Annotated in this window: 14 protein-coding genes and 1 pseudogene; 8 read left to right on the top strand and 7 right to left on the bottom strand. The window is 66.6% G+C overall.

The genetic code is table 11. The features are described 5' to 3' along the window. Positions 1-322, top strand: a 322-nt coding sequence (locus ACE3TU_RS12515; RefSeq protein ID WP_374624634.1) for a DUF2155 domain-containing protein, incomplete at its 5' end; no start/stop codon positions are given. 16 nt (positions 323-338) lie between these two features. Here the strand turns inward: ACE3TU_RS12515 and ACE3TU_RS12520 are convergent. Continuing rightward, positions 339-1565 carry an EAL domain-containing protein gene (locus ACE3TU_RS12520; RefSeq protein WP_374624636.1) on the bottom strand — a complete coding sequence of 409 codons (1227 nt, stop codon included), beginning with the start codon at positions 1563-1565 and terminating at the stop codon, positions 339-341. Between the two features lie 213 nt (positions 1566-1778). Here ACE3TU_RS12520 and ACE3TU_RS12525 point away from each other — a divergent pair, with 213 nt between their 5' ends. The 4 genes from ACE3TU_RS12525 to ACE3TU_RS12540 are packed head-to-tail and all read left to right on the top strand — an operon-like array spanning position 1779 to position 3945. Continuing rightward, complete coding sequence (locus ACE3TU_RS12525) at positions 1779-2126, top strand: ArsR/SmtB family transcription factor (protein ID WP_374624638.1); 348 nt, start codon at positions 1779-1781, stop codon at positions 2124-2126. Continuing rightward, positions 2110-2691 (top strand): SRPBCC domain-containing protein, encoded by a 582-nt coding sequence (locus ACE3TU_RS12530; RefSeq protein ID WP_374624640.1) that lies wholly within the window; start codon positions 2110-2112, stop codon positions 2689-2691. Before ACE3TU_RS12525 ends, ACE3TU_RS12530 begins: the two co-directional genes overlap by 17 nt. Continuing rightward, entirely contained in the window at positions 2666-3157 is a 492-nt protein-coding gene (locus ACE3TU_RS12535) for a GyrI-like domain-containing protein (RefSeq protein ID WP_374624642.1), read from the top strand. The genes ACE3TU_RS12530 and ACE3TU_RS12535 overlap by 26 nt, the downstream gene beginning before the upstream one ends. 2 nt (positions 3158-3159) lie before the next feature. Further along, a complete protein-coding gene (locus ACE3TU_RS12540) occupies positions 3160-3945 on the top strand; it encodes an SDR family NAD(P)-dependent oxidoreductase (RefSeq protein ID WP_374624644.1) in 786 nt (261 codons plus the stop codon). Here the strand turns inward: ACE3TU_RS12540 and aat are convergent. Continuing rightward, positions 3933-4571, bottom strand: a complete 639-nt coding sequence (gene aat, locus ACE3TU_RS12545; protein WP_374624646.1) for a leucyl/phenylalanyl-tRNA--protein transferase — start codon at positions 4569-4571, stop codon at positions 3933-3935. The two genes, ACE3TU_RS12540 and aat, sit on opposite strands and share 13 nt — an antisense overlap. A 91-nt stretch (positions 4572-4662) precedes the next feature. Between aat and ACE3TU_RS12550 the strand changes: the two genes are divergently transcribed. Then, positions 4663-5622 (top strand): alpha/beta hydrolase, encoded by a 960-nt coding sequence (locus tag ACE3TU_RS12550; RefSeq protein ID WP_374624648.1) that lies wholly within the window; start codon positions 4663-4665, stop codon positions 5620-5622. Positions 5623-5802: 180 nt separating this feature from the next. Here the strand turns inward: ACE3TU_RS12550 and accC are convergent, their stop codons facing one another. The 4 genes from accC to ACE3TU_RS12570 all read right to left on the bottom strand — a co-directional run bounded on the left by accC (position 5803) and on the right by ACE3TU_RS12570 (position 9118). Next, on the bottom strand, positions 5803-7155 hold the full coding sequence (gene accC, locus ACE3TU_RS12555; RefSeq protein ID WP_374624650.1) for an acetyl-CoA carboxylase biotin carboxylase subunit: 1353 nt from the start codon (positions 7153-7155) through the stop codon (positions 5803-5805). 4 nt (positions 7156-7159) lie between these two features. Beyond that, entirely contained in the window at positions 7160-7666 is a 507-nt protein-coding gene (gene accB / locus ACE3TU_RS12560) for an acetyl-CoA carboxylase biotin carboxyl carrier protein (protein ID WP_374624652.1), read from the bottom strand. 10 nt (positions 7667-7676) lie between these two features. After that, positions 7677-8111, bottom strand: coding sequence for a type II 3-dehydroquinate dehydratase (gene aroQ, locus ACE3TU_RS12565; RefSeq protein ID WP_374624654.1), 435 nt, complete (start codon positions 8109-8111; stop codon positions 7677-7679). A 98-nt stretch (positions 8112-8209) separates the two neighbouring features. Then, positions 8210-9118 (bottom strand): DsbA family protein, encoded by a 909-nt coding sequence (locus ACE3TU_RS12570; RefSeq protein WP_374624656.1) that lies wholly within the window; start codon positions 9116-9118, stop codon positions 8210-8212. Positions 9119-9252: 134 nt separating this feature from the next. Here ACE3TU_RS12570 and ACE3TU_RS12575 point away from each other — a divergent pair, with 134 nt between their 5' ends. Beyond that, entirely contained in the window at positions 9253-10413 is a 1161-nt protein-coding gene (locus tag ACE3TU_RS12575; protein WP_374624658.1) for a pyridoxal phosphate-dependent aminotransferase, read from the top strand. Next, positions 10410-10916, top strand: coding sequence for a GNAT family N-acetyltransferase (locus ACE3TU_RS12580; protein ID WP_374624660.1), 507 nt, complete (start codon positions 10410-10412; stop codon positions 10914-10916). Before ACE3TU_RS12575 ends, ACE3TU_RS12580 begins: the two co-directional genes overlap by 4 nt. A gap of 141 nt (positions 10917-11057) precedes the next feature. On the opposite strand, the pseudogene ACE3TU_RS12585 reads toward ACE3TU_RS12580, so the two are convergent. Continuing rightward, positions 11058-12139, bottom strand: a pseudogene (locus ACE3TU_RS12585) (ribonuclease E/G); the annotation flags it as partial.

A 12139-nucleotide genomic window follows, 5' to 3' on the forward strand; every position in this document is an offset into this window, starting at 1 on the left:
CTATATCGACGAGACGGTTCAGTTCGGCGCCCTGCAGATCACGCCCCGTGCCTGCTACACCCGTCCCCCCACCGAGACGCAACGCACCAGCGTGTTCGTCGAGGTGGATCAGGTCAGCCTCAAGGGGGCGGTCGCGCGCGTCTTCACCGGCTGGATGTTTGCCGACAGCCCGGCGCTCAACGCCATCGACCATGCCGTCTACGACATCTGGTTGATCGACTGCAAAACCTCATCGAGCGTCCCGCCGCCGGCGGCGAATTCAGGCGATCAGGGCGCCACGCCTGCCGAGGGCGCTGCCGCCGCGGCAGACGACCGCGGCTGACCCGGGCCCGCCGAGTCTACTCCGGCTGCGGCCGCTGCGCGCCCTTGATCGCCCTGGCCGACATCGGGCGCCCGAACAGGTAGCCCTGTCCCTTCTCGATTCCGATTTCCCTCAGCACCTTGAGTTCGGACTCGGTTTCCACGCCTTCGGCAATGATGCCGGTTCCGGTGTGGCGCGCGAATTCCGCAAGTGCCGCCGCCATGGCCATGCGCATCGGATCGACGTCGACACCGCGGGTGATGGAGAGGTCGAACTTGATGATATCGGGCCGCAGCATCAGAACGTGCCGGAGACTGGCATAGCCGGCGCCGGCATCGTCGATGGCGACCTTGATCCCGCGTGCGCGGTATGGAGCCAGAGCCTCGATCAGGCGCTGATAGTCCTCGATGATCTCGTGCTCCGTGACTTCGAGCACCAGCCGATGTGGATCGAAGCCGCGCAGCGCCTCCTCCAGCCGTCCATGCATGACCACGCTCGGCGAGATATTGACACTGAGCGTGAGCTGGCGCGGCAGCGTCTCCGTTTCGACGATGGCCTTGCGAACGGCAAGCAGCTCGAGCATCTCGGCAAGGCCGACCTCGCTCGCCTCGTCGAACCACTGGTCGGGCGTTCGCCTGGGTTCGCTCGTGAAGCGAGACAGGGCCTCAACGCCCGTGACGGCGCCATCGGCCAGTCGGCAGATCGGCTGATAGACGATCTGCGGGTCGCCCGCGCCGACCGCCCCCCGCACCCGCTCCAGCTTTTCCAGGCGACGGTCGTCGGCCTCGACCTCGCCGTCGATCTGCCGGGCAACGAGCTGAGAGAACGTGCGCATGAGTTCCAGGTCGCGCCGGTCGAGCGATGGCTTGGGAAGGTAGGAGAAACTGCAGAACGTGCCGAACGTGCGACCGCTGCGCAGCCGGATTGGCACGCTCAGGTGCGCGCCGATCGGGATGGCTGCGGTCTCGGGGATGGCGCGGGCCGCCGGCAACAGGCCGGTATTCGGTATCAACTCGGGAAGTCGCCCCTCGACGACGTGTCGGCAATAGCCCTCAGCAATAGGAACGACGCCACCGGCCTTGACCGGTGCATCGGCGCGGGAGGAGTCGACATTGCGGAATATCTTCTGCTGGCCGGCAAACTCGGAGACGAACGCGACGTCCATGCCGAGGTAGCCGCGCACCGATGACAGAACGCGCTGGATGCTCTCTGCCACCGACGTTGACAACTGGGTGAGATCAAGGCGGTCCTTGGCAATCGACATCTGGAAAACTCATCTGGTCAGTAAAGCCTGCAGTATTGCCAGTTCTCGGGACGAATGAACAGATGAAGCAGGCAAACGCGTACAAATGCGCGTGAGCGTACAGCGGGCCGTCCCCTAAACCCGGCAGGTGCCGCGCCGCTGTCGACGGCTGGCAACGCTTGACAAGCGCGGGTTTATGTTTAACAGTCCTGTTAATTAACGTCTTGGTGAAATATGCAGTCCGACCCTCTGAGCCAGACCCTGGCGGCCCTGGCCGACCCGACGCGGCGGGCCATTCTTGCGCGCCTCAGCCGCGGCGAGGCATCGGTGAGCGAGCTGACCGCACCGTTCGACATCTCGATGCCCGCGATCTCGCGTCACCTCAAGGTCCTCGAGCAGGCCGGCCTCGTTACCCGCGGTCGTCACGCGCAGTGGCGGCCGGTGCAGTTGCAGGCCGCGCCGCTGGCCGAGGTGGCGGGCTGGGTAGAGCGCTATCGCCGCCACTGGGACGCCAGCTTCGATCGGATGGACGCCTACCTCGCACAGATCCAGAAGGGAGATCCGCATGGCCCGAAGCAATGAGGCGCCCGAAGAGGATCTGCAGCTGCTCATCGAGAGGGTCTTCGATGCGCCTCCGGTCCTCGTGTTCAAGATGTGGAGCGACATCGAGCACCTGGTCCGCTGGCACGGGCCGGAGGGCTATGCGCTGCTTCACTGCGAGCAGGACTTTCGCGAGGGGGGCGCCTGGCGACGCTGCATGAGCAACGGGCCGGGACACGAGCACTGGATCTCCGGCACGTACCGCGAGATCAAGCCCTACACGAGGCTCAGCTTCACCTACATCAACGCCTATGACGGGTTCGAGACGCTTGTGGAGATGGACTTCACGGACCTGGGCGGGCGTACGGCGATGGCCTTCCGCCAGTCGCCCTTCATCTCGCGCGCCGAATGCGACGGACATGGCTGGGGCTGGCGCAGCGGCTTCGAACTGCTGGCGGCCTATGTGGCGCTCTTCGATGGGGTCGATGCGCCCCCGCGTGGCCGCCCGCGCAGCGATGGGGTTGCCGATGACATCGTGGCGGCTCGTCTTCGCCGCCAGGAGGAAAGAAAGGAAACAGGCAATGCTTACGCTGCCAAGAACGACTGAACGCGCGGCACAGCCCTTCGTGGCGGTGCGTCGCACGGTCCGCATCCCATTCGACGCGGACATCGCTCCCGCGATGGCGGAATTGTTCGACGTGCTCCGACAGAAGGGGATCGAGCCCTCCGGGCCGGTGTTCTTCAAGTACAACATCATCCGCATGCCCGAACTCGAGATCGATTTTGCGGTGCCCGTTGCGGCATCTGTCATCGACGCTGGATCTCTGGTCAGCGGTATCCTGCCGCCCGGCCGCTATGCCGAGCTCACCTACTGGGGCCACTACGACAACCTGATGGACGCCAATGCCGTGCTCATCGGCTGGGCCAAGGAGAAGGGGATCGCCTGGGATGCCCACGAGGCCGCCGATGGCGACCATTTCGCCTGCCGGATGGAGATCTACCCCAACGGCCCTGACGACGAGCCCGACCCCGCAAAGTGGGAAACGACCGTGGCGATCAAGGTGAAGGACTGAGCATGCTGCTGCGGGGAAAGGTCGCCATCGTCTATGGCGCCAGCGGCGCCGTGGGCGGAGCCGTGTCGAAGGCGTTTGCCCGCGAGGGCGCCCACGTGTTCCTCGCGGCACGCAACGCGGCGGGCCTCGAACGGGTGGCCGGCGAGATACGGATGGCCGGCGGGCGCGCCGACGTGGCCGCCATCGACGCGACCGACCATGCGGCCGTCGAGGCCCACTTCGACCGAATCGTCGCGGCGGTGGGTCCCGTCCGGTTGATGTTCAACGCCGTCGGCCTTGACGATACGCAGGGCGAGCCGCTGACGGCCATGGCGCGTGACCGCTTCATCGCCCCGATCCTGACGGCCATGCGGACCTGGTTCTCGACGGGCACGGTGGCCGCCCGGCACATGGCGAAGAACGGGGGCGGGGTGATCATCGGGATCTCGGCCAACGCCGCGCGCGAGGCCTACGACATCATGGGCGGGTTCGGGGTCGCGACGGGTGCGGTCGAGCACTTCATCCGACACCTCGCGGTCGAGAATGGTCCTTACGGGGTGCGGTGCCTGTGCGTCCGCTCCCCCGGCTCTCCGGATGCACCCGGAGTGCGCGAGGCGTTTCAGCTCCATGCGAGGGCCGAAGGCATCACCCTCGAAGAGGCCGAACGGCGCGCCGGCCAAAGCACGCCGCTGCGCCGCCTGACGCCGCTGGCGGGCATCGCCGACGCCGCGGTGCTGGCCGCATCGGACCTCGCCGGTGCGATGACCGCGACGGTCCTCAATGCGACCGGCGGGGCTCAGGTGGACTGACGGTCGAACGCCAGGAAGTCGCCCCGGTGGCGCATGGCGTCGGCAAGGCGCAGCTCGTAGTCCTCGCGCGCGATCTCGATGCCGCCGAAACTGCGCAGGTGATCGGTGACGAACTGCGTATCGAGCAGTCGATAGCCGCCGGCCCGCAGGCGAAACAGCAGGTTGGCCAGGGCGATCTTGGAGCAGTCGGTCCTGCGGTGGAACATCGACTCCCCGAAGAAGGCCGCCCCCAGGGAGAGGCCATAGAGGCCGCCGACCAGCGTGGGCCCATCCCAGACCTCGACAGTGTGGGCGATGCCGCGCTCGAACAGGGCGCCGTAGAGGCGACGGATCTCGGCATTGATCCAGGTCGAGTCGCGATCGACGCCGGCCGTGGCGCAGCCCTCCACGACCCCGGCGAAGTCGGTGTCGATCCGCACCGAATAGGGGTGCGTCCGCAGCGTCCTCGCGAGCCGGCGCGAGATATGGAAGCCGTCGAGAGGGATGATTCCCCGCTGCTGCGGGCTGACCCAGAACAGATCCGGCGAACCGGCGTCCTCGGCCATGGGGAAGATGCCCGCCTGGTAGGCCCGCACGATGAGTTCAGGCGTCAGGTCTATGGCAAAGGGATCAGGCTTTCGCGACATGCGGCAAATATGGGGCGTCGGCACCTGCTGGGCAATGCGCATTCCGGCGGGGGCTGGTATGGCTCTGCGCCGGGATGGACAAGGGGGCGCGATGCGAACGTTGGCGGTTGTGCTGGCCGGGGTAGCGGTGCTGTACCTGCTGGTCGCGCCTCTGGTGCTCGTTGCGGCGCTGGGCGGCATGCTGACGGCAGGCGTCGTCGACTGGTCGGGTGAGAAGCGCGCCGCGCCATCCGACCCGCTGCAGATCGGCTATCGCGGCGACCCCGAGACGGCATTCGGCTGGGAGTACGAGACCGTACTCTACCCGACCGAACTCGGCGACGCGGAGGCCTGGCTGATCCCGGCGCCGGCGCCCTCGAGGCTCTGGGCCATCTGGGTGCACGGCATCGGCGGCACGCGAGAGAACGGCTACCGCATGGTCGAGACGCTGCACGGGCACGGCGTGCCGGTATTGATGATCACCTATCGCAACGACAAGGGAGCCCCGAGATCGGCGGATGGCCTCTACAGCTTCGGGCTCGGCGAATGGCGGGACCTCGAAGCGGCGGTGACCTTCGCGGTCGGGCGCGGCGCCGAGCGGGTCGCCATACTCGCAGAGTCGATGGGGGCGGCGATTGCCGGCCAATACCTGATGCGCGCCGGCAACACCGATCGCATCGCCGGTCTCGCCCTCGATGCGCCAGCGCTGGACTTCCCGGCGGTGGTCCGGGCGGGGGGTGAACGCTACTGGGTGCCGATGTCGGACATGGTGGTCGCGGCGGGGCTGCAGCTGTGGACGCTGTTCCGGCGGGACCTCAGGGAGGCGGTCAGCCTGGACGCCATCGCCGCCTTCGAAGGGCCGGTATTCGTGGCACACGGCAGGCGCGATCCCCTGGTGCCGTTCGCCATCAGCGAACGGCTGGCCGCCACGAGGCCAGATCTGCTGTTCTGGAAGACGGACGCGGACCGGCACCCGATGAGCTTCGAATCCGACCGCAACGGCTACCGTTGGATGCTCGGGGAGTGGCTCGACAAGGTCGAGGCCACCCTCATCGCACCAAGACCCGAGTGAGCGGGAACAGGATTGTCACCGCCAGCAGGACCGGCAGCAGGAAGATGGCGGCATCGATCAGATCGTAGAGGTGCATGGCAAGGCTCCGTGTTGGAGATGTCATGCATCAGTCAGGCTGAAGCGGCGCTGATCCGTCCGTTCAGCATCGGGACAGAAAAGCGGCGAAACCGCGTCGCCCGGTCAGCCCTTCTTCATCCCCAGGTACTTCTCCAGCCAGTGGATGTCGTAGTTGCCGGCGATGATGTCCGGCTCCTTGATCAGGCGCTGGAACAGGGGAAGGGTGGTCTTGACGCCGTCGACGACGAACTCGTCCACGGCCCGGCGCAGGCGCTGCAGGCACTCCTCGCGCGTGCGACCGTAGGCAATCAGCTTGCCGATCAGCGAGTCGTAGTAGGGCGGAATGGTGTAGCCTTGGTAGACGGCACTGTCGACGCGGATGCCGACGCCACCGGCCGGATGGTAGAACTGGATCTTGCCCGGTGAGGGCGCGAAAGTCTGCGGGTCCTCGGCATTGATGCGGACTTCGATGGCGTGGCCGTGGAACTGGACGTCCTTCTGAACAAGGCTCAGCGTTTCCCCGGACGCCACCCGGATCTGCTCGTAGACGATGTCTACGCCGGTGATCCGCTCGGTGACCGGATGCTCCACCTGCAGGCGCGTGTTCATCTCGATGAAGTAGAAGCGGTCGTCCTCGTAGAGGAACTCGATGGTGCCGGCGCCCGAGTACTTGAGCTTGCGCATGGCCGCGGCGCAGATCTCGCCGATCTCCATCTGCTGGTGCTTCGGCACCGTCGGAGCGGAAGCCTCTTCCCAGACCTTCTGGTGACGGCGCTGCAGCGAGCAGTCGCGCGTGCCCAGGTGCACGGCGTTGCCCTTGCCGTCGCCCATCACCTGCACTTCGATATGGCGCGGCTTGCCGAGGTACTTCTCCATGTAGACCGACTCGTTGCCGAAGGCCGCCTTGGCCTCGGCGCGGGCCGTGGACCATGCCACCAGCAGATCGGCCTCGCTCAAGGCCACCTTCATGCCGCGTCCGCCGCCGCCGGCCGTTGCCTTGATCAGAACCGGGTATCCGATGTTCGCCGCGGTCTCGATGGCTTCGGCTTCGGTCTTGACCTCGCCGGCCGAGCCCGGGACCACCGGGATGCCGAGTTCCACCGCTGTCTTCTTCGCGGTGATCTTGTCGCCCATGATCTCGATATGATGCGAGGAGGGGCCGATGAAGGTGATCTTGTGCTCGCTCAGGATGCGGGCAAAGCGCGCGTTCTCGCTCAGGAAGCCGTAGCCGGGATGCACCGCATCGGCGCCGGTGATCTCGCAGGCGGCGAGGATCGAGGGGATGTTGAGATAGCTGTCGCGCGCCGGCGGGGGACCGACACAGACGCTCTCGTCGGCAAGGCGGACGTGCATGGCGTTCGAGTCGGCTGTCGAATGAACGGCGACCGTCTGAATGCCCAGTTCCTTGCAGGCGCGCAGAACACGGAGCGCGATCTCGCCGCGATTGGCGATCAGGACCTTCTGGAACATGGCCATCGCCCTACTCGATGACGACGAGCGGCTGGCCGTATTCGACCGGGGAGGCATCATCCACGAGAACGCGCGACACCGTTCCGGACCGATGCGCCGGAATCTGGTTCATGGTCTTCATCGCCTCGATGATCAAGACCGTCTGGCCCTCGGAAACGCGCGTGCCGACCGGCGCGAACGCGGCCTTTCCGGGCTCGGGCGAAAGGTAGGCGGTGCCGACCATGGGAGAGGTCAGGGTGCCGGGGTTGGAGGACAGGTCATCGGCACTGTTCGCCGCGGCCACCGCTGCGGCGGCACCCGTGGTCGCCTGTGCGGCAGCTGCCGGCTGGACGGGCGCCGAAGGAGCCGGAGCATAGGTGGGAACCACTTGCTGCACCGCCTGCGTCGCATAGCTGCGCGTGACCCGCACCCGCAGATCCTCGCGCTCGATCTCGATTTCCGCCAGGTTCTGCTCGTTGAGCAGCCTGGCAATGGCCTCTATCAGGTCCTGGTCGGAATTCTGAGACGCCTTGGTCATTGTGTGCCTCTTATAGTTTTTCGGCCAGCGCGCGGAGCGCGAGCTTATACCCGGTGGCACCGAGGCCGCAAATCACCCCGATCGCCACCGGCGACACATATGAATGATGGCGGAAGGGCTCGCGGGTGTAGATGTTCGACAGATGAACCTCGATCACCGGCAGGGCGACTGCCCGGAAGGCGTCGTGAATGGCGATGGAGGTGTGCGAGTAGGCACCGGGGTTGATGACGATCGCCTGGAAATTGCCCAGCGCCTGCTGGATCCAGGTGACCAGTTCCCCCTCGACGTTGGACTGTCGGCAGGTCACCTCGAGCCCGAGTGCTGCGCCCTCGGCGATGGCCATCTGTTCGATGTCGGCCAGCGTCTGCGACCCATAGGTCTGCGGTTCGCGCGTGCCGAGCATATTGAGGTTCGGACCGTTGAGGACGAGAACGCGGTGAGCCATGGTTCGTGCCTTGTGCACCGGCCCCCAAGCGGGCGCAAGCACGCCGCGGAGTAATGCACGAAAAAGGGCGGAAGTTGGGCCTTCGGCTGTGCGACGCCTCAGCCGGCGGGGCAGGTGGTCGAACCGCAGGCACGCAGGTTGTTTATCCTCAGCCGCAACTGATCGATGCCGATGGCGCCGGGGATTACTTCGTCGCCGATGATGAAGGTCGGCGTGCCGGAAATGTCGAGGCGCTGCGCGATGCGGTAGGTCATCTCGATCTGCCCGGCCACGTCAGGCGCATTCATGTTCAGTTCGAGCGCGACCGGATTGAGCCCCAGATCAGCCGCCGCCTTCAGCGCCGCCGCCTTGTCTACCTGGCCCCGCCCGGTGAACAGCGCCTGGTGGAAAGTCCAGTAGTCGACGTCGGCGTCGGCGACCTGCACGGCGATCCGCGCCGCGTCCACCGAGTTCTGGCTGAGGATCGGGAACTCCTTGAGGACGATCTTGAGATTCGGGTCCTCGTCCAGCAGCCTGGCGATATCCGGCAGGGCCTGCCGACAATAGCCGCAATTGTAGTCGAACATCTCGACCAGCGTAACGTCGCCGTTTGGGTTCCCCAGCACGATCTGTCGAGGATCCTCGTAGATCGCCGGCCCGAGCTCAGCGAGCGCCGCACTGGTCTCCGCCTTCTTGGCAGCCGTCAGTTCGGCCTCGAGCGCCGCCGACACCTGCTGCAGGATGCGGGGATTGCCGAGCAGGTAGTCCTCGATCATCGGGTTGAGCCTGGCGGCGTCAAGCGCGGCTTCCGATTGCGGCGGCTGCTCCGCCTTCTGTTTGGCCAGCAGTTCGGCGACGATCCGCTCGACCGCCGACTGGTCCAGACCGGCCGGGGGGGCAGGGGTTGCCGCGACCACTTCCGCCGCGATGGCCCGCACCTTGGCTTCATCCGGACGTAGCAGGGTTGCCGCGAGGCCACCACCAACGATGCCGACAACGAGAACGAGGAAGAGACCGAGGCGTGACATGAGCTATCCGGGACAAGACGTTCAGACGTTGAGTAGCGACGTTGGGATCAAAATGCGAGGCTTTGATCGACGCACCCCATGCGGTCTCTTCAATTCTAGTTGAGGCATCCGGGGCGATCGTCTAGCCAATGGGCATGAACGAAGCGTCGAACAAGCCAACGGGCCTCCGTCCCTTCTATGTGATGGAGATTACCAAGCATTCCAAGCGGCTCGAAGCGGCGGGGCGGTCGGTCATGCACATGGAGTCCGGGGAGCCTGGAGCGCCGCCCGCTCCCGCGGTGCGGGCGGCTGTCGCCGCCGCGCTCGACCTGCCTCAGCACTACACGCCATCCGCGGGCATCCTCGATCTGAGGCTGGCACTGGCCGACTACTACCGCGTTCAGCACCGGGTGTCGGTCGATCCCGAGGCGATGATCGTCACGATGGGCTCTTCCGCCGCCTTCATCCTGGCTTTTGTCGGCGGCTTCGGCAAGGGGGCGAGAATTGCGGTTACCCGCCCCGGCTACCCGGCCTACCTGAACACGCTGGACGGGCTGGGGATGGAGGCGGTCGAGATCCCGATGACGGCCGAAACCGGTTGGCGGTTGACCGCGGCGGACGTCGAGGCGGCCTATCGGCGTCAGTCCTTCGATGGGCTCCTGTTCGCTTCGCCGGCCAATCCAACCGGCGCCGCGGTGACGCGGGAGGCGCTCGGTGACATCGTCGATGTGTGCCGACGGCTCGGGGTGCGGCTCATCTCCGATGAGATCTATCACGGACTCGACTATCGCGGTCCGTCGACCTCGGCGCTGGAGTTCACCGGCGATGCCATCATCATAAACAGCTTCTCGAAATACTACTGCATGACCGGCTGGCGCGTCGGCTGGATGGTGCTGCCGCCGCAGCTGATGGACCGTACCATGATGCTGCAGCAGAACATGTTCATCTCGGCTCCGACGCTGAGCCAGATCGCGGCGACCGTAGCCCTGGGCCAGCGCGACTACTCGGAAGCACAGAAGTCCCTCTATGCCCAGAACCGTCAGTTGCTGGCGGCCGGCCTCGCTCGCTTCGACCTCAGGGCCGCGAGCGAAGGCGACGGCGCCTTCTATGCCTATGTCGACTTCTCCCGCTACACCAACGACTCGCTCGGCTTCTGCAAGACGCTTCTCGATGAGGCGGGCGTGGCGGCGACCCCGGGAATCGACTTCGACCGAGTGAACGGCAACCGCTTCGTGCGGTTTTCCTACGCCGGGACGCGCGCGACGATCGAGGAGTCGCTTGACCGCATCGGGACCTTCCTGCGGCGGCGCGGTTGACGGACATCCCGGACCTGCGAACCGTCCGCTTGCGGTTGCGCGCGCCGATCCTGGCGGACTATCCCGCCTTCGCAGCATTCATGGCCTCGGATCGTGCAAGGTACATGGGCGGTCCGCATGTCGGCTGGGCCGCCTGGGGCAGCTTCTGTCACGACATTGCCGGCTGGTCCCTGTTCGGACACGGAGCCCTGATGATCGATCGACTCTCCGACGGAGCCTGCATCGGCCAGGTCAGCATCAACCACGGACCGCTATTCCCCGAGAAGGAACTCGGCTGGATGCTCTATGACGGTTTCGAGGGTCACGGCTATGCGGCCGAGGCGGCGGCAGCGCTGCGGGACTGGGCCTTTGCCACCCTGCGTCTGGAGACGCTCGTGAGCTACATCGATCCGGCCAACGCACCCTCGATCCGCCTCGCCCAGCGGCTCGGCGCCATTCGCGATGCTGCAGCAACACCCCAGGACGACGGCGATCTGGTCTATCGGCACGCCCCGGCGCGATAGCAGGCAGCTTGCCCCTCCGGTGCGATATGCCGAGCGTCTGCCCGCGACGATGAGGGCGATCCCGCTGCGTGGATTAGGCCGAGCGGAAATGAGAAAGGGCGGGAGTACTCCCGCCCTTGAGCCTGCGACAGGTTGCTGCTGCTAACCCAGCCCGAGCCGGCGCTGCCACCAGCCGCCTTTCTTGGGCTTGGCCTCTTCGGCCGGGGCCTCCGCCGGCGCGGCGGTCGAACTGACGACGATCTCTCCGTCCGGAATGGACTTCTTGCGGCGGCGACCGGGCGTCGCTTCCTCGGCCGACTCTGCCGCCGGAGGCGCGGCGGTCACCTCTGCCGGAGCGGTCACTTCGACGCTCTCGGGCGCAACGGCAGCGACCTCCGCCTCGACCGGGGCGGCGACCTTCTTGCGCGAACGGGACTTCGGCTTGGGCGGCGCGTCCTGCTCCGGTTCGGACACAGAAACAACGGCCGCAACCGCGGGCTCCGCGGAAACCGCCTCGGCAGCGGCCTCGACGACCGGCTCCGCCTTCTTGCGACGGCCACGCTTGGGCTTCTCGGCCACCGGCGATGGAGTCACCTCGGGAAGTACCGCCACCTCGGCAACGACGGCATCCTGCGTCTCGGCCGTGACGTCGGCGGCAGCCTCATCGGCGGTGTCGGCATCGCCGTCGTCCGCGGAGACGGGGGCAGACGTTTCGGTCCCGGCCTCATCGCCACGCCGGTTGCGGCGGCCGCCCCGGCGACCGCGGCGGCGGCGGCGGCGCGGTTCATCACCGTCCTCGCGACCGTTCTCGTCGGCGGGGGTCCCCTCGGCGTCCTGGTCGTTCGAAGCATCGACATCCGCGGCCTCCGCGGTGACCGGAGCCGGTGCCGGCCGGTCGTCGCGGTCGGTGCCTCCACCGCGGCGACGGCGACGACGGCGGCGGCCGCTGCGTTCGCCGCCATCCTCTGCCGCCGGGCGGCGTTCGGACGTAGAGGCCTCGACCTCGTCTTCCTCCTCGTCCTCGACAGCAGCGTCCGCGTCTTCGTCAACCGCGTCGGCCAGCGCTGCGGTATCGACCCGCACATGCGCACCGGCCGTCTGCTCGCGGTCGAGAACACGGGCTTCGCCGCGCTCGATGGCGAAGTGCGCCGGCCCGACATGGTCATCGGCGACCACGGTGATCGAGAGACCGTACTTGGCCTCCAGCATGTTGAGCGTGCCGCGCTTGGTGTTGAGGATATAGA

Source organism: Devosia sp. (assembly GCF_041917035.1).
Taxonomy (GTDB): domain Bacteria; phylum Pseudomonadota; class Alphaproteobacteria; order Rhizobiales; family Devosiaceae; genus Devosia_A.

What these genes read in the sequence shown, in the direction of transcription:
- ACE3TU_RS12520 (WP_374624636.1), bottom strand. Translation starts at nt 1,565, where the DNA reads ATGTCGATTGCCAAGGACCGCCTTGATCTCACCCAGTTGTCAACGTCG.
- ACE3TU_RS12525 (WP_374624638.1), top strand. Translation starts at nt 1,779, where the DNA reads ATGCAGTCCGACCCTCTGAGCCAGACCCTGGCGGCCCTGGCCGACCCG.
- ACE3TU_RS12530 (WP_374624640.1), top strand. Translation starts at nt 2,110, where the DNA reads ATGGCCCGAAGCAATGAGGCGCCCGAAGAGGATCTGCAGCTGCTCATC.
- ACE3TU_RS12535 (WP_374624642.1), top strand. Translation starts at nt 2,666, where the DNA reads ATGCTTACGCTGCCAAGAACGACTGAACGCGCGGCACAGCCCTTCGTG.
- ACE3TU_RS12540 (WP_374624644.1), top strand. Translation starts at nt 3,160, where the DNA reads ATGCTGCTGCGGGGAAAGGTCGCCATCGTCTATGGCGCCAGCGGCGCC.
- aat (WP_374624646.1), bottom strand. Translation starts at nt 4,571, where the DNA reads ATGTCGCGAAAGCCTGATCCCTTTGCCATAGACCTGACGCCTGAACTC.
- ACE3TU_RS12550 (WP_374624648.1), top strand. Translation starts at nt 4,663, where the DNA reads ATGCGAACGTTGGCGGTTGTGCTGGCCGGGGTAGCGGTGCTGTACCTG.
- accC (WP_374624650.1), bottom strand. Translation starts at nt 7,155, where the DNA reads ATGGCCATGTTCCAGAAGGTCCTGATCGCCAATCGCGGCGAGATCGCG.
- accB (WP_374624652.1), bottom strand. Translation starts at nt 7,666, where the DNA reads ATGACCAAGGCGTCTCAGAATTCCGACCAGGACCTGATAGAGGCCATT.
- aroQ (WP_374624654.1), bottom strand. Translation starts at nt 8,111, where the DNA reads ATGGCTCACCGCGTTCTCGTCCTCAACGGTCCGAACCTCAATATGCTC.
- ACE3TU_RS12570 (WP_374624656.1), bottom strand. Translation starts at nt 9,118, where the DNA reads ATGTCACGCCTCGGTCTCTTCCTCGTTCTCGTTGTCGGCATCGTTGGT.
- ACE3TU_RS12575 (WP_374624658.1), top strand. Translation starts at nt 9,253, where the DNA reads ATGAACGAAGCGTCGAACAAGCCAACGGGCCTCCGTCCCTTCTATGTG.